Source organism: Streptomyces sp. NBC_01476 (genome assembly GCF_036227265.1).
Lineage (GTDB): Bacteria > Actinomycetota > Actinomycetes > Streptomycetales > Streptomycetaceae > Actinacidiphila.
Genome location: NZ_CP109446.1, coordinates 1788204 through 1813420, shown reverse-complemented (window position 1 = coordinate 1813420; position 25217 = coordinate 1788204). Strand labels below are relative to the sequence as shown.

General features: G+C 70.8%; 22 protein-coding genes and 1 pseudogene. 15 read left to right on the top strand and 8 right to left on the bottom strand.

Annotation, left to right across the window (positions count from 1 at the left end):
- Positions 1-9: 9 nt before the first annotated feature.
- The 3 genes from OG552_RS07935 to pgi all read left to right on the top strand — a co-directional run bounded on the left by OG552_RS07935 (position 10) and on the right by pgi (position 3970).
- Entirely contained in the window at positions 10-990 is a 981-nt protein-coding gene (locus OG552_RS07935) for an N-acetylglucosamine kinase (protein ID WP_329130659.1), read from the top strand.
- 419 nt (positions 991-1409) lie between these two features.
- The gene (locus OG552_RS07930; protein ID WP_329130657.1) at positions 1410-2174 is read left to right on the top strand and encodes an SIS domain-containing protein; all 765 of its coding nucleotides are present in this window, start codon (positions 1410-1412) and stop codon (positions 2172-2174) included.
- A gap of 137 nt (positions 2175-2311) precedes the next feature.
- Positions 2312-3970, top strand: a complete 1659-nt coding sequence (pgi, locus tag OG552_RS07925; protein WP_329130655.1) for a glucose-6-phosphate isomerase — start codon at positions 2312-2314, stop codon at positions 3968-3970.
- A 65-nt stretch (positions 3971-4035) separates the two neighbouring features.
- Here the strand turns inward: pgi and pgl are convergent, their stop codons facing one another.
- The 5 genes from pgl to tkt are packed head-to-tail and all read right to left on the bottom strand — an operon-like array spanning position 4036 to position 10641.
- Positions 4036-4776, bottom strand: coding sequence for a 6-phosphogluconolactonase (gene pgl / locus OG552_RS07920; protein WP_329140642.1), 741 nt, complete (start codon positions 4774-4776; stop codon positions 4036-4038).
- A gap of 38 nt (positions 4777-4814) precedes the next feature.
- Positions 4815-5825: a glucose-6-phosphate dehydrogenase assembly protein OpcA gene (gene opcA / locus OG552_RS07915; RefSeq protein ID WP_329130653.1), complete on the bottom strand. Its 1011-nt coding sequence runs from the start codon at positions 5823-5825 to the stop codon at positions 4815-4817.
- Positions 5822-7387: a glucose-6-phosphate dehydrogenase gene (gene zwf, locus OG552_RS07910; RefSeq protein ID WP_329140640.1), complete on the bottom strand. Its 1566-nt coding sequence runs from the start codon at positions 7385-7387 to the stop codon at positions 5822-5824. The genes opcA and zwf overlap by 4 nt, the downstream gene beginning before the upstream one ends.
- Positions 7388-7400: 13 nt before the next feature.
- Positions 7401-8519 carry a transaldolase gene (tal, locus tag OG552_RS07905; protein WP_329130651.1) on the bottom strand — a complete coding sequence of 373 codons (1119 nt, stop codon included), beginning with the start codon at positions 8517-8519 and terminating at the stop codon, positions 7401-7403.
- Between the two features lie 34 nt (positions 8520-8553).
- Positions 8554-10641 (bottom strand): transketolase, encoded by a 2088-nt coding sequence (gene tkt / locus OG552_RS07900; RefSeq protein ID WP_329130649.1) that lies wholly within the window; start codon positions 10639-10641, stop codon positions 8554-8556.
- Positions 10642-10967: 326 nt separating this feature from the next.
- On the opposite strand from tkt, the gene OG552_RS07895 reads away from it, so the two are divergent.
- The 4 genes from OG552_RS07895 (at position 10968) to OG552_RS07880 (ending at position 15333) form a co-directional block, all read left to right on the top strand.
- Positions 10968-11912, top strand: coding sequence for a heme o synthase (locus OG552_RS07895; protein ID WP_329130647.1), 945 nt, complete (start codon positions 10968-10970; stop codon positions 11910-11912).
- A gap of 121 nt (positions 11913-12033) precedes the next feature.
- Positions 12034-13437: an IS1380 family transposase gene (locus tag OG552_RS07890; protein WP_443070888.1), complete on the top strand. Its 1404-nt coding sequence runs from the start codon at positions 12034-12036 to the stop codon at positions 13435-13437.
- A gap of 243 nt (positions 13438-13680) precedes the next feature.
- Entirely contained in the window at positions 13681-14028 is a 348-nt protein-coding gene (locus OG552_RS07885) for a hypothetical protein (protein ID WP_329130645.1), read from the top strand.
- Positions 14029-14097: 69 nt separating this feature from the next.
- Positions 14098-15333 (top strand): amidohydrolase, encoded by a 1236-nt coding sequence (locus tag OG552_RS07880; protein ID WP_329130643.1) that lies wholly within the window; start codon positions 14098-14100, stop codon positions 15331-15333.
- On the opposite strand, the pseudogene OG552_RS07875 reads toward OG552_RS07880, so the two are convergent.
- The 3 genes and pseudogenes from OG552_RS07875 to OG552_RS07865 form a co-directional block, all read right to left on the bottom strand.
- Positions 15310-16299, bottom strand: a pseudogene (locus OG552_RS07875) (COX15/CtaA family protein); the annotation flags it as partial. The gene OG552_RS07880 and the pseudogene OG552_RS07875 sit on opposite strands and share 24 nt — an antisense overlap.
- A 92-nt stretch (positions 16300-16391) precedes the next feature.
- Positions 16392-17177, bottom strand: a complete 786-nt coding sequence (locus tag OG552_RS07870) for an ABC transporter permease (RefSeq protein WP_329130641.1) — start codon at positions 17175-17177, stop codon at positions 16392-16394.
- Complete coding sequence (locus OG552_RS07865; RefSeq protein ID WP_329130639.1) at positions 17174-18100, bottom strand: ABC transporter ATP-binding protein; 927 nt, start codon at positions 18098-18100, stop codon at positions 17174-17176. Before OG552_RS07865 ends, OG552_RS07870 begins: the two co-directional genes overlap by 4 nt.
- Before the next feature lie 204 nt (positions 18101-18304).
- Here OG552_RS07865 and OG552_RS07860 point away from each other — a divergent pair, with 204 nt between their 5' ends.
- From OG552_RS07860 to OG552_RS07825, 8 genes are all read left to right on the top strand, one after another.
- A complete protein-coding gene (locus OG552_RS07860) occupies positions 18305-19111 on the top strand; it encodes a helix-turn-helix transcriptional regulator (protein WP_443070887.1) in 807 nt (268 codons plus the stop codon).
- Complete coding sequence (sufB, locus tag OG552_RS07855; RefSeq protein WP_329130637.1) at positions 19108-20529, top strand: Fe-S cluster assembly protein SufB; 1422 nt, start codon at positions 19108-19110, stop codon at positions 20527-20529. The genes OG552_RS07860 and sufB overlap by 4 nt, the downstream gene beginning before the upstream one ends.
- Before the next feature lie 63 nt (positions 20530-20592).
- Entirely contained in the window at positions 20593-21771 is a 1179-nt protein-coding gene (sufD, locus tag OG552_RS07850) for a Fe-S cluster assembly protein SufD (protein ID WP_329130635.1), read from the top strand.
- Complete coding sequence (locus OG552_RS07845; RefSeq protein WP_329130633.1) at positions 21771-22112, top strand: non-heme iron oxygenase ferredoxin subunit; 342 nt, start codon at positions 21771-21773, stop codon at positions 22110-22112. Before sufD ends, OG552_RS07845 begins: the two co-directional genes overlap by 1 nt.
- Positions 22113-22119: 7 nt before the next feature.
- Positions 22120-22884: a Fe-S cluster assembly ATPase SufC gene (gene sufC, locus OG552_RS07840; RefSeq protein ID WP_329130631.1), complete on the top strand. Its 765-nt coding sequence runs from the start codon at positions 22120-22122 to the stop codon at positions 22882-22884.
- A gap of 26 nt (positions 22885-22910) precedes the next feature.
- Positions 22911-24158 (top strand): cysteine desulfurase, encoded by a 1248-nt coding sequence (locus tag OG552_RS07835; protein ID WP_329140634.1) that lies wholly within the window; start codon positions 22911-22913, stop codon positions 24156-24158.
- A 13-nt stretch (positions 24159-24171) separates the two neighbouring features.
- Entirely contained in the window at positions 24172-24645 is a 474-nt protein-coding gene (sufU, locus tag OG552_RS07830; RefSeq protein WP_329130629.1) for a Fe-S cluster assembly sulfur transfer protein SufU, read from the top strand.
- The gene (locus OG552_RS07825; protein ID WP_329130627.1) at positions 24642-24980 is read left to right on the top strand and encodes a metal-sulfur cluster assembly factor; all 339 of its coding nucleotides are present in this window, start codon (positions 24642-24644) and stop codon (positions 24978-24980) included. The genes sufU and OG552_RS07825 overlap by 4 nt, the downstream gene beginning before the upstream one ends.
- The last annotated feature ends 237 nt before the right edge of the window (positions 24981-25217 follow it).

Here is a 25217-nt window from a genome sequence, read left to right as displayed (position 1 = left end):
TGCGTGTCGATGAATGAAATCTACAGCCGGCCTCTTGTGGTCGGGGTCGACGCGGGCGGCACCCGCAGCCGGGCGTGCCTGGCGGTGGCGGGTCCTGGCGGGCCGGTGCTGGGGCGGGGGACCGGTGGGCCGGGCAACGCGCTCAGTGTGGCGCGGCCGGATCTCACCCGGCACCTGACCGAGGCGATTGCCGGGGCGGTGCCGGTGGCGGCGCGCGGGCGGGTGGTGGCCGCGTACGGCGGCTTCGCCGGGGCCGCGGACGGGGTCGGGCCGGAGCGGGGGCGTGAGCTGGCGCTGTCCTGCCTGGTGGACGCGCTGGCCGCGAACGGGATCACCGGGGTGCCGGCGGATGTCGGCGGCGACACGGAGGTGGCGCTCGCGGCGGGTCCTGGCGCTCCCGCGGACGGGCTGGTCCTCATCGCCGGCACCGGGGCGATCGCCGCGCGGATCAGCGGGCGGCGGCGTTCGGCTGTCACCGACGGGCACGGGTGGCTGCTCGGGGACGAGGGCAGCGGGTTCTGGCTGGGCAGCCACGCGGTGCGGGCGGCGCTGGAGGCGCTGGACGCCCGTGGGCCGTGGACGTCGCTGGTGGGGAGGGTCACCGCGCACTACTTCCCGTCGGCGGCGGGTGGCCTGCCGCGGCAGGACTGGTCGCCGCTCGCCCGGCACGGGCTGGCCGAGGCGATCGTGGTGGCCGCGTACGGGCAGCCGCCGCCGCAGCTGGCCCTGCTCAGCCCGGCCGCGGTGGCGGCGGCGGAGGAGGGGGACGCGGTGGCGCGGGCGCTGCTGGACCGGGCGGCGGAGCTGCTTTCCGCGACGGTGCGGTCGCTTGGGCCGCGGGTGGGGGAGCCGTTGGTGATGACCGGGGGGTTGCTTGGGCCCGAGGGGCCGTTGCGGGGGCGTGTTACCGCGCTGCTGGGTGACCTGGGGCTTTCGGTCCACCCCGTTCCCGACGGGGCCGCGGGCGCGGCGGCGCTGGCGCTGGCCTAGCGGGGCGCGTGCCCGCGGGGCACGTTCTGCCCCTGCGGCGCCCTTCCCGGGTGCGGTCCGGTGGGGGCTGGTCGCGCAGTTCCCCGCGCCCCTTCAGGGCACGTTCTGCGTCGTGCGGTGTCGTTGCCGGGTGCGGCCCGGTGGTGGGCTGGTCGCGCAGTTCCCCGCGCCCCTTTGGGGCTCGTTCCGTTGCTCGCGCCCGCGCGGCGGCAGCCGCTTATTGGACACGGTCCCGCGCCCCTTTGGGGTGCGTCCTGGTAGCCGCCTGTTGGACACAGTCCCGCGCCCCTTTGGGGTGCGTTCTGCGTCGGGTGGGGGGTGGGGGTGGGTTGACGGGGGTTCGTGGTTGGCTGTTTCATCGATGGGGAGAAGGTCTGGCTCGGTCAACCGAAGATCCACTTCCGTAAAAGGGGCCCCGCATGGGTGAGGGACAGGTCAACGCGGCGACGTTCGCGGATGAGGGACGGTCGGCCGTGGAGCGGGCCATCGCGGCCAACAAGGACGGCGTGGCCGCCGCCGGCCGCCTGGTGGCGGAGTGCGTCGCCGCCGACGGAGTGATCCACGGCTTCGGTACCGGCCACTCGCAGGCCACGGTGCTGGAACTCGTCGGCCGGGCCGGCGGCCTGATCCCCACCAACCGGATCGGCCTCACCGACCTGGTGCTGCGCGGCGGCGCCGACCGGGCGATCCTCGACGACCCGCTGCTGGAACGCTCCCCCGGCCTGGCCCGCAAGCTCTACGAGCTCGCCGGCCCGCACCCGCAGGACCTCTTCGTGATCGTCTCCAACTCCGGCGTCAACAACTCCATCGTGGACATGGCCCTGCACGTCAAGGAGGCCGGCCACAAACTGATCGCACTCACCTCGCTCATCCACACCCGCGCCGTCCCCGCGCTTCACCCCAGCGGGCAGCACCTCGCCGACATCGCCGACGCCGTACTCGACAACTGCGCCCCGGCCGGCGACGCCCTGCTCCCGCTGCCCGACGGCGGCGCCCTGTGCGGGGTCTCCACCATCACCTCCGCGCTGCTGGTGCAGATGGTCGTCGCCGAGGCGGTCGGCCTGCTCACCGCCGAGGGGAAGACCGCCCCGGTCTACATCTCCGCGAACCTGCCCGGCGGCCACGAGCGCAACGCCGTACTCGAAGCGCACTACGCGGGCCGCCTGCACCGCAACGGTTTCTGACCCGCGGCCACCTTCCCGGCCGGCCCCCGCCGGGCCCGCGCACACGGACGCGTACCCGGGCGGGGGCCCACCGGATCTCGTTCCGCCGCCGCATCAATTAGTTTGGTCCTGCAGCGAGGACGAGGAGAAGTGGACTGATGTCCGAAACCAATGCGCAGGCCGCCACCAGGCCCGACCAGCGCCCCGAATGGCACGCGCTCGCCAAGCACCGCGACGATCTGGCGGACGCTCACTTGCGTGACCTGTTCGACAGCGACCCGGACCGGGGCAGCCGTTACACCCTTCAGGTCGGCGACCTCCACCTGGACTACTCCAAGCACCTGGTCACCGATGAGACACTGCGGCTGCTGCACGAGCTGGCCGCCGCGACCGGCGTCTTCGAGCTCCGGGACGCGATGTTCAACGGTGAGCGGATCAACGTCACCGAGAACCGCGCGGTGCTGCACACCGCGCTGCGCGCCCCGCAGTCCGCGACGATCGAGGTCGACGGGCAGAACGTGGTGCCGGCCGTGCACTCGGTGCTCTACAAGATGACCGTCTTCACCGACCGCATCCGCTCCGGCGAGTGGACCGGCCACACCGGCAAGCGGATCAAGAACATCGTCAACATCGGCATCGGCGGCTCCGACCTGGGCCCCGCGATGGCCTACGAGGCGCTGCGCGCCTACGCCGACCGCGGCCTGACGGTCCGCTTCGTCTCCAACGTGGACGGCGCCGACCTGCACGAGGCGGTCCGCGACCTGGACGCGGCCGAGACGCTGTTCATCATCGCCTCCAAGACGTTCACCACCATCGAGACCATCACCAACGCCACCGCGGCCCGCAACTGGCTGCTGACCGAGCTGCGCGCCGACGACTCGGCGGTGGCCAAGCACTTCGTGGCACTCTCCACCAACGCGGAGAAGGTCGCCGAGTTCGGCATCGACACCCAGAACATGTTCGAGTTCTGGGACTGGGTCGGCGGCCGTTACTCCTACGACTCCGCGATCGGCCTGTCGCTGATGGTGGCGATCGGCGCGGAGGCGTTCCGCGAGATGCTGGCCGGATTCCACCTGGTGGACGAGCACTTCAGGACCGCTCCGCCGGAGCGGAACGTGCCGCTGCTGCTCGGGCTGCTCGGCGTCTGGTACGGAAACTTCCACGACGCCCAGTCGCACGCGGTGCTGCCGTACAGCCACTACCTGAGCAGGTTCACCGCGTATCTGCAGCAGCTGGACATGGAGTCCAACGGCAAGTCGGTCGACCGCCAGGGGAACCCGGTCAACTGGCAGACCGGACCGGTGGTGTGGGGCACGCCCGGCACCAACGGGCAACACGCGTACTACCAGTTGCTGCACCAGGGGACCAAGCTCATCCCGGCGGACTTCATCGGCTTCGCCCGTCCGATCGCCGAACTCGGCCCGCTCACCGGGCAGCACGACCTGCTGATGGCCAACTTCTTCGCCCAGACCCAGGCGCTGGCCTTCGGCAAGACCCCGGACGAGGTCCGGGCGGAGGGCGTCCCCGAGGAGCTGGTCCCGCACAAGACCTTCCGCGGCAACCACCCCACCACGACGATCCTCGCCACCGAACTGACCCCGTCCGTCCTGGGCCAGCTCATCGCGCTCTACGAGCACAAGGTCTTCGTCCAGGGCGCGATCTGGAACATCGACAGCTTCGACCAGTGGGGCGTCGAACTCGGCAAGGTCCTCGCCAAGCGCGTCGAGCCCGCCCTCACCGAGGGCGCCGACGTCCCGGGCCTCGACCCGTCGACCACCGCCCTCGTCGCCAAGTACCGCGAGCTGCGCGGACGGTGACGGAGAAGAACGCGAAGGGGGGCCGGGGGATCACATCCCCCGGCCCCCTTCGCGTTCGCGGTGCGCTACGAGGACGCCGCCGGATAGAGCTGGGCGGGCAGCTTGGCCGCTGCCGCCCGGTCCAGCAGCCACAGGGTGCGGGAGCGTCCGTAGGCGCCGGAGGCCGGCGCCTGGACCTCGCCGGGCGCGGACAGGGCCAGGGCGACCGCCCCCGCCTTGTCCTCGCCGGCCGCCAGCAGCCACACCTCGCGGGCCGCCCGGATGGCCGGGAAGGTCAGCGAGATCCGGGTCGGCGGCGGCTTGGGAGAGCCGTGGACACCCACCACCGTACGGACCGACTCATGGGTCGCCGGGTGCTCCGGGAAGAGCGAGGCCACATGGGTGTCGGGTCCGACACCCAGCATCAGGACGTCGAACGACGGCACCTGCGCGTGGTCCTCCGGCCCGGCCGCGGCGGCGAGTTCGGCCGCGTATGCCGCTGCCGCCGCCTCCACGTCGGAGCCGAAGGGACCGTCCGAGGGAGCCATCGCATGCACCCGGGCCGGATCGAGCGGCACCGCGTCCAGCAGCGCCTCCCGGGCCTGGGTGACATTGCGCTCCGGGTCGCCCTCGGGCAGGAACCGCTCGTCACCCCACCACAGATCCAGATGCGCCCAGTCGATCGCGTCCCGGGCCGGTGAGCCGGCGAGCGCGGCCAGCAGGCCGTTGCCGTTGCGCCCCCCGGTGAGCACCACCGAGGCGCTGCCGCGGGCGGCCTGGGCGTCCACGATCTTCGTGATCAGCCGGGCCGCCGCGGCGCACGCCATCAGTTCCTTGTCCCGGTGCACGACCACCTGTGGCGTACTCACTTGGTGGACGCCGCCTTCTTCGCGGCCGGCGGGGTGGCCTTCTTCGCCGCGGTCGCGGACGACTCCCCGCCCTTGCCGTTGCTGGTCACCAGGTGCTTGACCCCGAAGGCGATGGTGTTGCGGTATATCTCGTCGGGGTCGAGCCGGCGCAGCTCCTCCGAGATCAGCTCGGAGGTCTCCCGCCGCTTGAGCGCCACATGCCGGTCCGGCTGGCCGGGCACCGCCAGCTCGGCGAGCCGCCCGTCCGCCCGGTCCAGGCAGATGTCGCCGTCCGCGGTGAAGAGCCGTACCGCGGTGAGCCCGGGTCCGTCGGTGACCTTCCGCTCCACCGGCACGCCCAGCCGGTCCGCCAGCCACAGGGCCAGCAGCTCGGAGCTGGGGTTGTACGCCTCACCCTCGACCGCGGCCGCGGTGATCCTGGAGTGCTTCTGGTCCAGGGCCGCCGCCAGCATCGAGCGCCAGCCGGTGATCCGGGTCCAGGCCAGGTCGGTGTCGCCCGGCGCGTAGGTGGCGGCGCGCTGCGAGAGCGCGCCCACCGGGTCCTCCTCGGAGGCCGCGTCGGTGATCCGGCGCTGCCCGAGCCGGCCCAGCGGGTCGAGCGCGGGGTTCTCCGGGCTGCCCTCCGGCCACCAGACCACCACCGGGGCGTCCGGCAGCAGCAGCGGCAGCACCACCGACTCGGCGTGCGCGGCCAGCTCGCCGTGCATCCGCAGCACCACCGTCTCGCCGGTGCCCGCCTCCGCGCCGACCAGCACCTCGGCGTCGAGCCGGGCCGAGGCCCGGTCCCGCGGGGACCGGCCGGGCCGCTTGATGACGACGATGATCCGGGAGGGGTGCTCACGGGACGCGTCACCCGCCGCCTTGAGGGCGTCGTACGCGCTGCCCTCGTCGGTGACGATGACCAGGGTCAGCACCATGCCGACCGCCGGTGTCCCGCTGGCCCGGCGGGCCTGGATGAGCGCGGAGTTGATACGTGAGGACGTGGTGTCCGTCAGATCGATCTTCATGGGCGGCGCCAGCTCCTGCCGTCTCGTGCGAGCATCTCGTCCGCCTCGGTGGGTCCCCAGGTGCCGGACGCGTACTGCGCGGGCCGGCCGTGCTTCTCCCAGTACTTCTCGATCGGGTCGAGAATCGTCCAGGACAGTTCGACTTCCTGGTGGCGCGGGAAAAGGTTGGCGTCGCCGAGCAGCACGTCCAGGATGAGCCGCTCGTACGCCTCCGGGCTGGATTCGGTGAAGGACTCGCCGTAGGCGAAGTCCATCGTGACGTCCCGGACCTCGGTGGAGGTGCCGGGCACCTTCGAGCCGAACCGCACCGTCACGCCCTCGTCCGGCTGCACCCGGATGACCAGCGCGTTCTCGCCCAGCTCCTCGGTGGCACCGGACTCGAACGGCAGATACGGGGCCCGCTTGAAGACCACCGCGATCTCCGTCACCCGGCGGCCGAGCCGCTTGCCGGTGCGCAGGTAGAACGGCACCCCGGCCCAGCGCCGGTTGTTGATCTCCAGCTTCACGGCCGCGTAGGTGTCGGTCTTGGACTTGGGGTCGATGCCCTCCTCCTCCAGGTACCCGAGCACCTCCTCGCCGCCCTGCCAGGCGTGCGCGTACTGACCGCGCACGGTGAACTTGCCCAGGTCCTCGGGGAGCACCACGGCGCCCAGCACCTTCAGCTTCTCCGCGGTCAGCGCCTTGGGGTGGAAGGACCCCGGCTCCTCCATCGCGGTCAGCGCCAGCAGCTGCAGCAGGTGGTTCTGGATCACGTCGCGGGCGGCGCCGATGCCGTCGTAGTACCCGGCACGGCCGCCGATGCCGATGTCCTCGGCCATGGTGATCTGCACATGGTCGACGTAGGACCGGTTCCAGATCGGCTCGTACATCGTGTTGGCGAACCGCAGCGCCAGGATGTTCTGGACGGTCTCCTTGCCCAGGTAGTGGTCGATCCGGAAGACCTCGTTGGGCGGGAAGACCTCGTGCACGATCCGGTTGAGCTGCTGGGCGCTCTCCAGGTCGTGGCCGAACGGCTTCTCGATGACGGCACGCCGCCAGGAGTCGCCGGTGGGCTTGGACAGGCCGTGCTTCTGCAGCTGCTGGGCCACGTTCGGGAAGAACTTCGGCGGCACCGACAGGTAGAAGGCGAAGTTGCCGCCGGTCCCGCGGGCCTTGTCCAGCTCCTCGATGGTCGCCTTCAGCGTCTCGAAGGCGGCGTCGTCGTCGAAGTCGCCCTGCACGAAGCGGACGCCCTCGGCGAGCTGCTGCCACACCTCCTCACGGAAAGGGGTGCGGGCGTGCTCCTTCACCGAGTCGTGGACCTCCTGGGCGAAGTCCTCGTTCTCCCAGCTGCGGCGGGCGAAACCGACCAGGGCGAAGCCCGGGGGCAGCAGCCCCCGGTTGGCCAGGTCGTACACCGCGGGCATCAGCTTCTTGCGGGACAGGTCGCCGGTGACCCCGAAGATCACCAGGCCCGACGGGCCCGCGATCCGCGGCAGCCGCCGGTCCAGCGGGTCCCGCAGCGGGTTGCGCTGCCCGGGCTTGGCCGGCGTGTCACCGGTACTCGCGCCGGCGTCGTCGATCTCGGTCGTCACCTCAGGCCTCCGAAGGGGCAAGCCGCTCGAGCTCGGCCTTGGTGGACTCGAGCAGCTCGTTCCATGCCTGCTCGAACTTCTGCACGCCCTCGTCCTCCAGCACCTGCACCACGTCGTCGTACGAGATGCCGAGCGCGGCCAGCGCGTCCAGCTCGGCGCGTGCCTGCTCGTAGGTGCCGCGGATGGTGTCGCCGGTGATCTCGCCGTGGTCGGCGGTGGCCTCCAAGGTGGCCTCCGGCATGGTGTTCACGGTGTTCGGGGCGACCAGCTCGGTCACATAGAGGGTGTCCGGGTAGGCCGGGTCCTTCACGCCGGTCGACGCCCACAGCGGGCGCTGCTTGTTGGCACCGGCCCGCTCCAGGGCCGCCCAGCGGTCGGAGGAGAAGACCGCTTCGTACGCCTGGTACGCCAGCCGGGCGTTGGCGAGCGCCGCCTTGCCCTTGAGCGCCTTGGCCTCGTCGGTGCCGATCTTCTCCAGCCGCTTGTCGATCTCGGTGTCCACCCGGGAGACGAAGAACGACGCCACCGAGTGGATCTCCGACAGGTCCAGGCCGGCCTTCTTGGCCGTCTCCAGACCCGTCAGGTAGGCGTCCATCACCTTGCGGTACCGCTCCAGCGAGAAGATCAGCGTGACATTGACGCTGATGCCGCGGCCGGTCACATCGGCGATGGCCGGCAGGCCCGCCTCGGTCGCCGGGATCTTGATCAGGGTGTTGGGGCGGTCCACCAGCCAGGCGAGCTGCTTGGCCTCGGCGATGGTCGCCCGGGTGTCCTTCGCCAGCCGCGGGTCGACCTCGATCGAGACCCGGCCGTCCTGGCCGCCGGTCGCGTCGAAGACCGGCCGGAAGATGTCGGCAGCATCCCGTACGTCGGCGGTGGTGATCATCCGGACCGCCTCGTCGGGGGTGAGCCGGCGGGCGGCCAGGTCACCGACCTGGACGTCGTAGCCGTCGCCCTGCGAGATGGCCTTCTGGAAGATCGACGGATTGGTCGTCGCGCCCACCACGTGCTGCTGGTCGATGAGTTCGGCCAGATTGCCGGACGTGATGCGCGTGCGCGACATGTCGTCCAGCCAGATCGCGACGCCTTCGTCGGAGAGGCGCTTGAGTGCGTCTGTCATGGGATCTGCATCTCCTACTAGTCGTGTACTTGCGTCAGCGATCTACGGCGTCGAGAGATTCCCGCGCCGCTGCGGCCACCGCTTCAGGGGTGAACCCGAACTCGCGGAAGAGCACCTTGGCGTCCGCGGAGGCGCCGAAGTGCTCCAGGCTGACGATGCGCCCGGCGTCACCCACGAAGCGGTACCAGCTCAGCGCGATGCCGGCCTCCACCGCGACCCTGGCCTTCACCGAAGGCGGCAGAACGCTGTCCTTGTAGGCCTGGTCCTGCTCGTCGAACCACTCCACGCAGGGCATCGAGACCACCCGGGTCGGCACCCCCGCGGCCTGCAGCTGGTCCCGTGCGGCGACCGCGAGCTGCACCTCGGAACCGGTGCCGATCAAGATCACCTGCGCCGGGCCGCCCTCGGCCTCGAAGAGCACGTAACCGCCACGGGCGGCGTCCTCGTTGCGCTCGTACGTCGGCACGCCCTGCCGGGTCAGCGCCAGACCGTGCGGGTGGCCCTTGCCGTACTCCTTCGTCCACCGGCGCATGACCTCGCGCCACGCGATGGAGGTCTCGTTGGCGTCGGCCGGGCGGACCACGTTCAGTCCGGGGATGGCCCGCAGCGACGTCAGGTGCTCCACCGGCTGGTGGGTCGGACCGTCCTCGCCCAGGCCGATCGAGTCGTGCGTCCAGACGTACGTCACCGGCAGGTGCATCAGCGCCGAGAGCCGCACGGAGTTGCGCATGTAGTCGGAGAAGACCAGGAACGTACCGCCGTAGACCCGGGTGTTCCCGTGCAGGGTGATGCCGTTCATCTCGGCAGCCATCGAGTGCTCACGGATGCCGAAGTGCACGGTGCGGCCGTAGCGGTGCGCGCTGGGCAGCGGGTTGTCGTCCGGCAGGAACGAGGAGTTCTTGTCGATGGTGGTGTTGTTGGAGCCGGCCAAGTCGGCGGAACCGCCCCACAGTTCGGGGACGATCGCGCCCAGCGCCTCCAGGACCTTGCCGGAAGCGGCCCGGGTGGCGAGGGACTTGCCCACCTCGAAGACCGGCAGGTGGTCCTCCCAGCCCTTGGGCAGCTCGCTCGCGGCGACCCGGTCGTACGTCGCGGCGTGCTCCGGGTTGGCCTCGCGCCAGGCGCTGAAGGACTTCTCCCAGTCGGCCCGCGCCGCGCTGCCGCGCTCGCCCACCGCGCGGGTGTGCGCGATCACCTCGTCGGCGACGTCGAAGTGCTTGTCGGGGTCGAAGCCGAGCACCCGCTTGGTGGCGGCGACCTCTTCCTCGCCCAGCGCCGAGCCGTGCGCCGCACCGGTGTTCTGCGCGTGCGGGGCGGGCCAGGCGATGATGGAGCGGGCCGCGATGAACGACGGCCGGCCGGTCTCGGCCTGCGCCGCCTTCATGGCCGCGTACAGCGCCTGCGGGTCCAGGTCGCCGTTCTCCTTGGGCTGCACCCGCTGCACGTGCCAGCCGTACGCCTCGTACCGCTTGACGGTGTCCTCGGAGACCGCGGTCTCGGTGTCGCCCTCGATCGAAATGTGGTTGTCGTCCCAGAGCAGGACGAGGTTGCCGAGTTTCTGGTGCCCGGCCATCGAGGACGCCTCTGCGGAGATGCCCTCCTCCAGGCAGCCGTCGCCGGCGATCGCCCAGATGGTGTGGTCGAAGGGGGACTCGCCGGTGGGCGCGTCCGGGTCGAAGAGGCCACGCTCGTAACGGGCGGCCATCGCCATGCCGACCGCGTTGGCGACACCCTGGCCCAGCGGGCCGGTGGTGGTCTCCACGCCGGGGGTGAGGCCGTACTCCGGGTGGCCGGGGGTCCGCGAACCCCAGGTGCGGAACGCCTCCAGGTCCTCCAGCTCCAGGCCGTAGCCGGCCAGGTAGAGCTGTGTGTAGAGGGTCAGACTGGAGTGGCCCGCGGAAAGGACGAAGCGGTCCCGGCCGACCCAGTCCGGGTCGGACGGGTCATGGCGCATGATCTTCTGGAACAGCAGATAGGCGGCGGGAGCCAGGCTCATGGCCGTGCCCGGATGGCCGTTGCCGACCTTCTGCACGGAATCCATGGCCAGGACTCGGGCCGTGTCAACTGCCCGCTGGTCCAGTTCGGTCCACTCAAGGTCTGTGGTGGTCGGCTGCTTGCTCACCCTGGGTCAGGGCTCCTCTCCACATGTTGATAAGCGCGGGTAACTGGTACGTACCCGGCGCTGCCGAGCCTACCGCCGCGGGGTTGCACCCTTTCGATCCTGCCCCGGTGCTGCGCTCTTCGCCTCCCGAACGCCGTGAACGGCGGGTTAACCCGGTCATGCCGCGAGCCGTGGACACGCGGCACCCCCGGAGAAAGCTGGGTATTCCCTGCGTCTAGAGTGGCGTGGTACGTGCAAGCCTTCCCTGGCCCCGCTGTTCCGTGCCGCTGTGTGCTGCTCGGCGGGCGGCCGGAGCTTGCTGGTCTCAGCTCTCTTTTGGGGTGTTCGTGACGGCCGTCGAATCCCGACCCGCAGGGGTCCTCGGGACGGGCCCGGGTCATCGGCCGCTGCGGGCCCGTGTCATGGGGTTCGTGGCGCTGACCAAGCCGCGCATCATCGAGCTGCTGCTCATCACGACGGTCCCGGTGATGTTCCTGGCGGCGGGCGGCGTGCCCGATCTGTGGCTGGTGCTCACGACCGTGGTCGGCGGTTACCTGTCGGCGGGCGGCGCCAACGCGCTCAACATGTACATCGACCGCGACATCGACGCGCTGATGCACCGCACCGAGCAGCGGCCGCTGGTCACCGGGCTGGTCTCACCGCGCGAGGGGCTGGTCTTCGGCATCGCCCTTTCGGTGGTCTCCACCGTGTGGTTCTGGACGCTGGTCAACCCGCTGTCGGCGGTGCTGTCGCTGACCGCCATCCTCTACTACGTCTTCGTCTACACGCTCGGGCTCAAGCGCCGTACCGCGCAGAACATCGTGTGGGGCGGCGTCGCGGGCTGTCTGCAGGTCTTCATCGGCTGGTCGGCGGTCCGCGACGAGCTGGGCTGGGCGCCCTTCGTGCTCTTCCTGGTCCTCTTCTTCTGGACGCCGCCGCACTACTGGCCGCTGTCGATGAAGGTGAAGGACGACTACGAGCGGGTCGGCGTACCGATGCTGCCGGTGGTGGCGGGCAACCAGGTGGTGGCCCGGCAGATCGTGATCTACAGCTGGGTGATGGTGCTCACCTCGCTGGCGCTGTGGTGGCCGCTGGGGGAGACCTCCTGGTTCTACCCGCTGGTGGCCGCGGGGCTCGGGGCCTTCTGGCTGAAGGAGGCGCACGGGCTGCACTCCCGTGCCAAGGCCGGTGTGGTGGGCGCCGCGCTCAAGGAGATGCGCCTCTTCCACTGGTCGATCACCTACGCCACGCTGCTCTTCGTCGCCGTGGCGATCGACCCCTTCCTCCATTAGCCTTCGCGTTTCGTTTGCGGTTGCGTCCGGATCTTGAGCGGGAACGCGAAAGTGCCTTCTGAGCTGGGATGATGAGGCTTGTCTAGGGCTTCTGTCACCACAGCAGGAAGGCACTTTCTGCGTGCACACTACCGGGTCACGTCCCAAGCTGGTCGTGTCGGCCGACGGTCACGGGGTGGTCAGCCACGCGGGTTCCCGGCTTTTGGCCGACCTCGCTGATGCCACCGGCCTGACAGCGGCCTTCACCGACACACTGCGCCGGCTTCGTCCGCGTGGCACCGGGCACGATCCGGGCAGGATCGCGGTCGATGTGGCGGTGATGCTCGCCGACGGCGGCGAGGCCATCAGCGACCTGGCCCTACTGCGTGACCAGGCCCCCGTGTTCGGCCCGGTCGCCTCCACCGCGACTGCCTGGCGTCTGCTGGCCGGCCTTGATCCGGCCGCACTCGCCGGACTGCGCCGGTCCAGGGCCGCGGCCCGGGACCTCGCCTGGCTGCAGGCCGCCGAGACCCGAGAAGGCATACCGTCGGCCCGTGCCGGCGGCCGGGACCTGCCCGGCCTGGTCCTGGACATCGACGCCACCCTGGTGACCTGCCACTCCGACAAGGAGGAGGCGGCGCCCACCTACAAACGCGGGTTCGGCTACCACCCTCTGCTGTGCTTCCTGGACAACACCGGCGAGGCCCTGGCCGGCGTGCTGCGGCCGGGCAACGCGGGCGCGAACACCGCAACCGACCACATCACCGTCCTGGACGGGGCACTGGCCCAGATCCCCGACGCCCACCGCCACGGCACCCCGATCCTGGTCCGCACCGACAGCGCCGGCGGCGCGAAAACCTTCCTCGCCCACCTGCGTTCCCTGCGGGACCGGGGCATCCGCACGTCGTTCTCCGTCGGATACGCAGTCACCGAACCGGTCCGCCGGGCGGTCCGTGCCCTGCCCGACCGGTTCTGGCATCCGGCTCTGGAGCAGGACGGCACCTTGCGGGCCGGCGCCGAGGTCGCCGAGCTGACCGGCATGCTCGACCTGGCCGGACACCCCGACGGCACCCGGATCATCGTCCGACGCGAACGCCCCCACCCGGGCGCGCAGTTGTCGCTGTTCGACCTCGACGAGGGCATGCGCCACCAGGCGTTCATCACCGACACTCCCGTCGGTGAAGGCTCGCTGCAGTTCCTGGAGGTCCGCCACCGCGGGCATGCCCGCGTCGAGGACCGCATCCGATGCGGCAAGACCACCGGCTTCGGCCGCTTCCCCTCCCGCCACTTCGCCATCAACCAAGCGTGGCTGGAGCTGGCACTGACCGCCATCGACCTGCTCGCATGGACCCAGACCCTCCTGCTGGACGGCGAACTGGCCACCGCCGAGCCGAAGAAACTCCGCTACCGCCTGCTGCACGCAGCCGCCCGCCTCACCCGTGGCGGGCGACGCCTCCACCTGCGGATCGCCGCCACCTGGCCCTGGCGCCACGAGCTGACCACAGCATTCACCCGTCTCGCGGCCCTACCCAGACCAGCCACCTGAGCCAACGACCAGTCGCTGTCCGCCCACGACCCGAGGACCCCTGGAGCACCCGACCCGAGCGTCGGGCCAAAGCCATACCCACCCCACACAAACCGCGACGACCACCGAAAAGAGACGTCAGCCCAGCTCAGCCAAGCCCAACCGAAACAGCGAGGTTAGTCCTTCATTAGTCCTCCGCTGGTCCTCAGCTGGTCGCCTCCACCGGTCGCCCTCACCGTTCTACCGGCGGGTAGCATCTTCCGCATGGCTGAGAGCAGTGCGGAAGACAATCCCAAGGCGCAGGCCCGTGCCGAGCGCCGGGCGGCGCGGCTGGCGAAGCAGATCGGCGCGTTCGCGGGCGCCCATGGCGGGGCCGAGGCGAACCTGGCGTACATCGGCGAGCGCGGCACCCGGATCGTACTGGTGGCCGCCGACGGCGCGTGGGGAGACCTCGTGGCCCCCACGCACGCCATCGCCGTGGCGGCGGCAGAGCGCTCCGGCGTCACGGTGCGCGAGGCCCTCGACGGGGAGCTCGCGGCGACCATGCGCACCGGGCCGTACGAGTGGCGGCGGATGGCCGGCATCCAGATCGGCGGACACGCCAACACCTGACGGCCGTCCGCGCCGTTAGGACCATGGCAAGGTCTTGACGACGAAGAGCGCGGCGGCAAGGGGCGGCGGATGACGCAGGCACACCACCTGGTGGACGCGTACTGCCACGGGGTGCTCCCGGGCGACCTCGGTCTGGGTGCCTTCGAGGCGCACCTGCCGGGCTCCGCGGCCCCGCGCACCACGCTCTTCGACAGCCCCACCGGCTTCGCGGTACGCCGCTGGTGCCCCCCGCTGCTCGGCCTGGAGCCGCACTGCCCGCCGGCCCGCTATCTGGCCCGCCGCCGGGAGCTGGGCGCGTACGAGGCGGCCCGGCTGCTGCTGCGCGGCACCGGCATCACCGACTACCTGGTGGACACCGGCGAACCCGGCGACCTGACCCCGCCCAAGGAACTGGGCGCGGCCGGCGCGGCTGCCGCGTACGAGATCGTCCGGCTGGAGCCGCTGGCCCAGCAGGTCGCCGACACCTCCGGCACCGTCGACTCCTTCCTGGCCAATCTCGCCGAGGCGATCCACGCCGCCGCCTTCAGCGTGGCCGGCTTCTCCTGCGGTGACGGGGCGGGCGCCGGCAGCGGCCGGCACGCCCGGCCGGCGCCGGACTCGTTCGCGGCGCTGCCCCTCCCGCTGCCCGGCGGCTACGGCGTCGGCCCCAGCGGGGACGGCGGCAGCTTCGGCGGCGGCGTCGGCATCACCGAGTACGTCGGCAGCGGCTACGGCTCCCGCCCGCCCGGTGCGGCCGAGGTGCGGTACGCCGCCGGGCAGTGGCTCGGCGACCGGCCGGTGGGCGGGCGGCCGACCAGTCCGGTACTGCTGCGGCACCTGCTCTGGCACGCGGTGGCCACCGGCCTGCCGCTGGTGCTGCGGCATCACGCCGCCGGCCCCGGGCCGCTGGCCGGCGAGGACTTCCTGCGGGCCACCGCCGGATTCGGTACGGATGTGGTGCTGCTGCCCGGGCTGCCGCACGAAGCCGCCGCCGCCGATCTGGCGGCGGCGCTCCCGCACGTCTACGTGGGCCTGGGCACCGACCCGGCCGCGGTGCTCGCCCGCGCCCCCTTCGGCAAGGTGCTCTACGCCAGCGGCTCGGTGGGGCTGCCGGAGCTGTACGTCACCGGCACCCGCGGCTTCCGGGCCGCGCTGGACCGGCTGGTCGCCGAGCAGGTCGGCGCGGGGGAGTGGTCAGCGGCGGACGGACAGCGGGTCGCCGCTCTCGTCGGCGAGGGGAACGCGCGCCGTGTCTTCCGGCTCGCGCCGGTCCCCGAGGCCCGGCTCCCGCAGCCCCGTTCCGGCCGCACCGGCGGAGGGCACTGAGGCGCCGGGCTCGGCGAAGGGACGCTCCCGGAAGGAGAGCAGCACCCGCAGCACCGCGATCCACACCAGGCAGGCGCCGAACATGTGCAGGTCGACCAGCGCGGCCGGCAGATGGGTGAAGTACTGCACATAGCCGATGACGCCCTGGCCCATCAGCACCAGGAAGAGGTCCCGGGTGCGGTGCTGCGGTCCGGCCGGCGCGTCCACCGCGCGCAGCACGAACCACAGGGCGACGGTCAGCCCGACCACCACCCAGGCGAAGTCGGCGTGCAGTTGCGCGATCGTCCGCCAGTCCACCGCGATCCGCTGCACCGTGAACCGGCCGCTGGAGTCGCCCGGATGGGGTCCTGCGCCGGTGACCAGGGTGCCCACCACGATGAGCACCGCCGAGACCGCCGCCAGCAGTTGGCCCAGCTGCCGTACCGGCTTGCCCACCAGCGGCCGGGGCGAGGCGTCGCCCTCACCCACCCGGTGCCAGGTCAGCACCGCGACCGTGACCAGCGCCGCGGACAGCAGGAAGTGGAAGGAGACGACATAGGGGTTGAGCTTGGTGAGGACGGTGATGCCGCCCCACACCGCGTTCGCCACCACGACCCAGAACTGCGCCCACGCCAGCCGCGACAGGGCGGTGCGGCGCGGCTGCGTCGCGCGCAGCGCCACGATGGCCCAGCCGACGGCCGCGCACAGCACATAGGTCAGCATCCGGTTGCTGATCTCGATGGTGTGGTGGATGCCCATCTCACGGGTGCCGAGCAGGCTGTCGCCGCTGCAGGTGGGCCAGGTGGGGCAGCCGAGGCCGGAGGCGGTGAGCCGGACCGCGCCGCCGGTCACCACGATGAGCACCGACATGATCAGCGCGGACAAGGTGGCCCGACGCACCGTCACCTCGGCGGGGGTCCACCGGGCGGCGATGAAGGCGAGCGGGTTCCGCACGAGCTCGGTCGGCGTCTGGGGCAGCTTCGGCACGGAGCCATCGTAAGCGCCGCCTTGTGCACGGTTTCACGAGGGGGTGCGGCCGGGGCAATCCGGGCGTCCGCCGCAGGCGGTGGCCCCCGGGGTCACTCCCAGCGGAAGAAGCGTGCCGCCGCGGCGAGCGCCACCACCGCCCAGACGGCGAGGATGCCCAGGTCGCCCCAGGGCATGCCGGCCCCGTGCTGGAGTACGTCCCGCAGCCCGTCGGACAGCGCCGAGATCGGCAGCAGCTTCAGCACCGACTGGACGCCGCCGGAGAACTTGTCCATCGGCACGATCACGCCGCCGGCCACCAGCAGCAGCAGGAAGACCAGGTTGGCGGCGGCGAGCGTCGCCTCGGCCCGCAGGGTGCCGGCCATCAGCAGGCCGAGCCCGGAGAACGCGGCCGTGCCGAGGAGGAGGAGCAGCAGGACGGCGAAGGGGTTGCCGTGCGGGGACCAGCCCAGGGCGAGGGCGATCACCGTCAGCAGCACGATCTGCAGGACCTCGGTGACCAGCACCGAGCAGGTCTTCGCGGTCATCAGTCCCCAGCGCGGCAGCGGCGAGGCGCCAAGCCGCTTCAGCACGCCGTAGCGCCGCTCGAAGCCGGTGGCGATGGCCTGACCGGTGAACGCGGTGGAGAGCACGGCGAGCGCCAGGATGCCCGGGGTGAGGAAGTCCACCGACTTGCCCGCGCCGGTGTCCACGATGTCCACCGCGCTGAAGAGCACCAGCAGCAGCGCCGGGATCACCACGGTGAGCAGCAGCTGTTCACCGTTGCGGAGCAGCAGTCTGGTCTCCAGCGCCGCCTGCGCCCGGATCATCCGCCCGAGCGGCGCGGCTCCCGGCCGTGGGGCGAACGAGCCGTCGGCGTACCCGATCTCGGTGGTCATACCCGCAGCTCCCTGCCGGTCAGTTCCAAGAAGACGTCCTCCAGGGTGCGGCGCTCCACCGCGAGGTGGTCCGGCATGACGCCGTGCTGGGCGCACCAGGAGGTGACGGTGGCCAGCAGCTGGGGGTCGACCTTGCCCTCGATGCGGTAGCTGCCGGGGGACGGTTCGACCGCGATCGTGTCGGCGGGCAGTGCCTTGAGCAGGGAGGGCAGGTCGAGGCCGGGGCGGCCGGAGAAGCGCAGGGTGTTCTCGGCGCCGCCGCGGCACAGCGCCTCGGGGGTGCCGGCCGCTATCGCGCGACCGCTGTCGATGATCACCACCTGGTCGGAGAGCTGCTCCGCCTCGTCCATGAAGTGGGTGGTGAGCACGACTGTGACGCCGTCCGAGCGCAGCTCCCGTACCAGGTCCCAGGTGGCGTGCCGGGCCTGCGGGTCGAGGCCCGCGGTGGGCTCGTCCAGGAAGACCAGCTCGGGGCGGCCGACCACCGCCATGGCGAGCGCGAGCCGCTGCTGCTGACCGCCGGAGAGCCGGCGGTAGGTGGTCCGTCCGCAGGATTCCAGGCCGAGCCGTTCGATCAGCACGTCCGGGTCGACCGGATCGGCGTAGAGCGTGGCGGCGTGCCGCAGCATTTCGACGGCGCGCGCTCCCGGGTACACGCCCCCCGACTGGAGCATCACCCCGATCCGCGGCCGCAGCTTCGCGCTCTGCGCCACCGGATCGAGGCCCAGCACCCGCACCGCGCCGCCGTCGGGCCGCCGGTACCCCTCGCAGATCTCCACCGTGGTGGTCTTGCCCGCGCCGTTGGGGCCGAGCACCGCGGTGACGCCGCCACGGGCGACGGTGAGGTCGAGGCCGGCCACCGCGGTCCTGGATCCGTACCGCTTGACCAGACCGGTCACCTCGACCGCGGGCTCGTTTCGCATGGCGTCGAGTCTAGGGAGCGGGCCGGGCCCCGGTGGCGGCAGGGCGGAATACGCGCGCGGCCGCCGTGGCCGCGCGGTCCGCGCGCCCCGGCCGTGGGCCCGGCGCACATCCCAGCTGCTTAGGTGACCCTAAGTGATGCAGACCACCGTGCCCGCGATCGTGGCCGCTTGCCGGTCCCAGAGGAATTACGCAACAATGGGCTTGTGAAATACGTGGACGGGGCTGCCCAGGGGGCGGCGGAAGAGCAGACGACCGGGGAGCGGCGCACCCGCAACCGGGTCGCCCGCTCCATCCTGGACCACGGACCGTCCACCGCCGCCGATCTCGCCGAGCGCCTCGGACTGACCCAGGCGGCGGTACGCCGTCACCTTGACGCGCTCGTCGCCGACAATGTGGTGGAACCCCGCGATCAGCGGGTGTACGGCAACCGCGGCCGCGGCCGCCCCGCCAAGGTCTTCGCGCTCACCGACTGCGGCCGGGACGCGTTCGACCAGGGGTACGACCAGCTGGCCGCCGACGCACTGCGGTGGATCGCCCAGGCGGCGGGCGGCGGTGAGGACGGGCAGGCCGCGGTCTCCGCGTTCGCCCGCGCCCGCGTCGCCGCGCAGGCCGAGCGGTACCGCGCACTGGTCGAGGCGGCGCCCCCCGCCGAGCGGGCCAAGGCACTCGCCTTGGCCCTGTCGGCGGACGGGTACGCTGCTACGGCTCGCAGTGCTCCCGGCCCTGCCGGAGAGCAGCTCTGCCAGCACCACTGCCCGGTGGCCCACACCGCCGAGCAGTTCCCGCAGCTGTGCGAGGCGGAGGCCGAGGTCTTCTCCACGCTGCTCGGGACCCACGTCCAGCGGCTGGCCACCATCGCCCACGGCGACGGGGTGTGCACCACCTTCATCCCGCAGGCGCACCAGACCGCACCTGATCCACCCCCAGCGGAACCCGCGGCACAGGCCGCGGTACGAACCCCTGCACCAGACCGAGCATCAGCCAGCACGTCCGGGAGGAACCCCGCATGACTGCTCCCACGGAGACCACTCACCCGGAGCTCGAAGGCATCGGCACATACGAGTACGGCTGGGCCGACTCCGACGTCGCCGGCGCCGCCGCCAAGCGCGGCCTCTCCGAGGACGTCGTCCGCGACATCTCCGGCAAGAAATCCGAGCCGGAGTGGATGCTGAAGCTGCGGCTGAAGGGCCTGAAGCTCTTCGGTAAGAAGCCCATGCCGACCTGGGGCTCCGACCTCTCGGGCATCGACTTCGACAACATCAAGTACTTCGTGCGGTCCACCGAGAAGCAGGCCGAGTCCTGGGAGGACCTGCCCGAGGACATCCGCAACACCTACGACAGGCTGGGCATCCCGGAGGCCGAGAAGCAGCGCCTGGTCGCCGGTGTCGCCGCGCAGTACGAGTCCGAGGTCGTCTACCACCAGATCCGCGAGGACCTGGAGGAGCAGGGCGTCATCTTCCAGGACACCGACACCGCGCTGCGCGAGCACCCGGAGCTCTTCCAGGAGTACTTCGGCACCGTCATCCCGGCCGGCGACAACAAGTTCGCCTCGCTGAACACCGCGGTGTGGTCCGGCGGCTCCTTCATCTACGTGCCGAAGGGCGTGCACGTGGAGATCCCGCTCCAGGCCTACTTCCGGATCAACACCGAGAACATGGGCCAGTTCGAACGGACGCTGATCATCGTCGACGAGGACGCCTACGTCCACTACGTCGAGGGCTGCACCGCGCCGATCTACAAGTCGGACTCCCTGCACTCCGCGGTGGTCGAGATCATCGTGAAGAAGGGCGGCCGCTGCCGCTACACGACCATCCAGAACTGGTCGAACAACGTCTACAACCTGGTCACCAAGCGTGCCGTGGCCTACGAGGGCGCGACCATGGAGTGGGTCGACGGCAACATCGGCTCCAAGGTCACCATGAAGTACCCGGCGGTCTACCTGATGGGCGAGCACGCCAAGGGCGAGACGCTCTCCATCGCCTTCGCCGGCGAGGGCCAGCACCAGGACGCCGGCGCCAAGATGGTGCACATGGCGCCGAACACGTCGTCGAACATCGTCTCCAAGTCGGTGGCGCGCGGCGGCGGCCGTACCTCCTACCGCGGTCTGATCGAGATCGGCGAGGGGTCCACCGGCGCGAAGTCCAATGTGCTCTGCGACGCGCTGCTGGTGGACACCATCTCCCGCTCCGACACGTACCCGTACGTGGACGTCCGTGAGGACGACGTGTCGATGGGTCACGAGGCCACCGTCTCCAAGGTCTCCGACGACCAGCTCTTCTACCTGATGAGCCGCGGCATGACCGAGTTCGAGGCGATGGCGATGATCGTGCGCGGATTCGTCGAGCCGATCGCCAAGGAACTGCCGATGGAGTACGCGCTGGAACTCAACCGGCTGATCGAGCTCCAGATGGAGGGCTCGGTGGGCTGACCGCCCGCAGCCCGCCCGCCCGACGGCCCACACGTCCCGACCAGAAAGCAGTAAGCAGAAGCGATGGCTGAGAACACCCCTGCGGGCAGCACCACCGACGGTGCGATCACGGTGGGGCAGCCGGTGGCCCAGCCCACCGACGCCCGGGTCAGTGCGGCCGCGTCCTTCGACGTGGCCGACTTCCCGGTGCCGAACGGGCGCGAGGAGGAGTGGCGCTTCACTCCGCTGGAGCGGCTGCGCGGCCTGCACGACGGCACCGCGGAGGCCACCGGCGCGCTGCGCGTCGAGGTGACCGCGCCGGAGGCCGTCACCGTGGAGACGGTGGACCGCACCGACCCCCGGCTCGGCAAGGCGGGCAAGCCCGTCGACCGGGTGGCCGCCCAGGCGTACTCCTCCTTCGAGAAGGCCTCGGTCATCTCGATCCCCAAGGAGACCGTGCTCACCGAGCCGGTCCGGATCTCCGTGCACGGCGAGGGCGGCACCTCCTACGGTCACCAGGTGATCGAGGTCGGCGCCTTCGCCGAGGCGGTCGTGGTCCTGGACCACACCGGTGACGCGGTGGTCGCCGCCAATGTCGAGTACCAGATCGGCGACGGCGCCAAGCTCACCGTGGTCTCCGTGCAGGACTGGGACGACACCGCGGTGCACGCCGCCCAGCACACCGCCCTGGTCGGCCGCGACGCCAGCTTCAAGTCGGTGGTCGTCACCTTCGGCGGCGACCTGGTCCGGCTGCACCCCCGGGTGGTCTACGGCGCGCCCGGCGGTGAGGCCGAGCTGTTCGGCCTGTACTTCACCGACAAGGGCCAGCACCAGGAGCACCGGCTCTTCATCGACCACGACACCCCGCACTGCCGCTCCAACGTCGCCTACAAGGGCGCGCTGCAGGGGCAGGACGCGCACGCGGTGTGGATCGGCGACGTGCTCATCCGGGCCACCGCCGAGGGCACCGACACCTACGAGCTCAACCGGAACCTGGTGCTCACCGACGGCGCCCGCGTCGACTCGGTGCCGAACCTGGAGATCGAGACCGGTGAGATCGTCGGCGCCGGCCACGCCTCGGCGACCGGGCGCTTCGAGGACGAGCAGCTGTTCTACCTGATGTCCCGCGGGATCCCCGCCGACGAGGCCCGCCGCCTGGTGGTCCGCGGCTTCTTCGGCGAACTCGTCCAGCAGATCGGGCTGCCCGACCTGGAGGAGCGCCTGATGGCGAAGATCGACGCCGAGCTGAAGGCGTCGGTCTGATGAGCCTTCCCGAACAGGCCGAAGCCTCCTACGTCCGCGCCTGCGCGCTGAGCGATCTGGACGAGGACACGCCCCGTAGGGTCGAACTCGGCGGTGTGCCCGTCTCGGTCGTCCGCACCTGCGGCGAGGTGTTCGCGATCAACGACATCTGCTCGCACGCCAATGTCTCGCTCTCCGAGGGCGAGGTCGAGGACTGCCAGATCGAGTGCTGGCTGCACGGCTCCAGCTTCGACCTGCGGACCGGCAAGCCGTCCGGGCTGCCCGCGACGCGGCCGGTCCCCGTATACCCCGTAAAGATCGTTGGGGACGACGTGCTCGTCTCCGTCACCCAGGAGTCCTGAGTCACCCATGGCAACGCTTGAAATCCACGACCTGCACGTCACCGTCGAAGCCGACAACTCCACCAAGGAGATCCTGAAAGGCGTCGACCTGACCGTGAAGCAGGGGGAGACCCACGCCATCATGGGCCCCAACGGCTCCGGCAAGTCCACCCTCGCGTACTCGCTGGCCGGCCACCCGAAGTACACCGTCACCGGCGGCACCGTCACCCTCGACGGTGAGGACGTGCTGGCGATGACGGTGGACGAGCGCGCCCGCGCGGGCGTCTTCCTCGCCATGCAGTACCCCGTCGAGATCCCCGGGGTGTCGGTCTCCAACTTCCTGCGCACCTCCGCCACCGCGATCCGCGGCGAGGCCCCGAAGCTGCGCACCTGGGTGAAGGAGGTCCGGGAGACGATGGAACACCTCCACATGGACCCCGCCTTCGCCGAGCGCAATGTCAACGAGGGCTTCTCCGGCGGTGAGAAGAAGCGCCACGAGATCCTTCAGCTCGAACTGCTCAAGCCGAAGGTCGCCATCCTGGACGAGACCGACTCCGGCCTCGATGTGGACGCGCTGCGCATCGTCTCCGAGGGCGTCAACCGGGTCCGTGAGAGCGGCGAGGTCGGCACCCTGCTGATCACCCACTACACGCGCATCCTGCGCTACATCAAGCCTGACTTCGTGCATGTCTTCTCGGCCGGCCGGATCGTGGAGTCCGGCGGCGCCGAGCTCGCCGACAAGCTGGAGGAAGAGGGCTACGAGTCCTATGTGAAGGGCGGCGCTTCCGCGTGACAGACCCCACCTCGGCCCGCCGGGTCCTGCCCGGCCTCCTCGACACCGAGGCGATCCGCAAGGACTTCCCCATCCTGGACCGCCTGGTCCACGACGACCGGAAGCTCGTCTACCTGGACAACGCGGCCACCTCGCAGAAGCCGCAAGCGGTGCTCGACGCGGTCAACGCGTACTACATGAACTCCAACGCCAATGTGCACCGCGGGGTGCACGTGCTGGCAGAAGAGGCCACCGCGCTGTACGAGGGGGCCCGTGACAAGGTCGCCGCCTTCATCAACGCGCCCAGCCGCGACGAGGTGATCTTCACCAAGAACGCCTCCGAGTCGCTGAACCTGGTGGCGAACATGCTCGGCTGGGCCGACGAGCCGTACCGGGTGGACCGCGACACCGAGATCGTCATCACCGAGATGGAGCACCACTCCAACATCGTGCCGTGGCAGCTGCTCTCGCAGCGCACCGGCGCCAAGCTGAAGTGGTTCGGGCTCACCGACGACGGCCGGCTGGACCTGTCCGACATCGAGCAGGTCATCACCGAGAAGACGAAGATCGTCTCCTTCGTGCTGGTCTCCAACATCCTCGGCACCGTCAACCCGGTCGAGGCGATCGTCCGCCGCGCCCAGGACGTCGGCGCGCTGGTGCTGATCGACGCCTCGCAGGCCGTACCGCACATGCCGATAGACGTGCAGGCGCTCGGCGCGGACTTCGTCGCCTTCACCGGCCACAAGATGCTCGGCCCGACCGGCATCGGCGCGCTGTGGGGCCGCCAGGAGCTGCTGGAGGATCTGCCGCCGTTCCTCGGCGGCGGCGAGATGATCGAGACCGTCTCGATGCACTCCTCCACCTACGCGCCCGCCCCGCACAAGTTCGAGGCCGGCACCCCGCCGATCGCCCAGGCCATCGGCCTCGGGGTGGCGGTGGACTATCTGACCGCGCTCGGCATGGACAAGGTCGCCGCCCACGAGCACGCGATCACCGACTACGCCATCGGCCGGCTGCTGGAGGTCCCGGACCTGCGGATCATCGGCCCGGCCACCGGCGAGGACCGCGGCGCGGCGATCTCCTTCACCCTCGGTGACATTCACCCGCACGATGTGGGGCAGGTGCTGGACGAGCAGGGGATCGCGGTCCGGGTCGGCCACCACTGCGCGCGGCCGGTCTGCCTGCGGTACGGAATTCCTGCGACCACGCGGGCGTCGTTCTATCTGTACTCCTCTCCGGCCGAGGTCGACGCCCTGGTCGACGGGTTGGAGCAGGTATGGAATTTCTTCGGCTGATGGTGGTGCTGCTGTGAAGCTGGACTCGATGTACCAGGACGTGATCCTGGACCATTACAAGCATCCGCACGGGCGCGGTCTGCGGGACGGCCAAGCAGAGGTGCACCACGTCAATCCCACCTGCGGTGACGAGATCACCCTGCGGGTACGGATGGACGGCGCCGTGATCAGCGACGTGTCGTACGAGGGTCAGGGCTGTTCGATCAGCCAGGCCAGCGCGTCGGTGCTCAATGAACTGCTCGTCGGCAAGGAGGTGGCCGAGGCGCAGCGGATCCAGGAGACCTTCCTGGAGCTGATGCAGTCCCGCGGCCGTATCGAGCCGGACGACGCCATGGAGGAGACCCTGGAGGACGCCGTGGCGTTCGCCGGCGTCTCCAAGTACCCGGCGCGCGTCAAGTGCGCGCTGCTGAGCTGGATGGCCTGGAAGGACGCGACCGCCCAGGCGCTGTCCGGCACGGCCGGCAACGCTGGTAAGGAGACCGCATGACCGACAACACCGAGGTCGCCGTCAAGCCGGCCTCCGAAGAGGAACTCCGCGAGGCGCTCTACGACGTGGTCGACCCCGAACTGGGCATCGACGTCGTCAACCTGGGCCTCATCTACGGCATCCACATCGACGACACCAACATCGCCACGCTCGACATGACCCTCACCTCGGCGGCCTGTCCGCTCACCGATGTGATCGAGGAGCAGGCGAGGACCGCGACCGAGGGCATCGTCAACGACCTCAAGATCAACTGGGTCTGGATGCCGCCGTGGGGCCCCGACAAGATCACCGACGACGGCCGTGAGCAGCTGCGGGCGCTGGGCTTCAACGTCTGAGCCGCACGTGCGCACGTCCGTCCACACACCAGGCCGCGGAGCGGGCGGCCACCGCGAGTGAAGCGGTGGCCGCCCGCCGCTGTTTGTACGTCCGTCCGGGTGACTCGCCGGGGACCGGCCGGTCCGTCCGGGTGACCCGCCGGGACCGGCCACCCGGCCGTCCCCCGTCCCTCCCGGCCGGTCTTGATCCGTTGACGCTGGACGGCCGGGGTGGCGAGAGTGGTCCGCGACACCGGT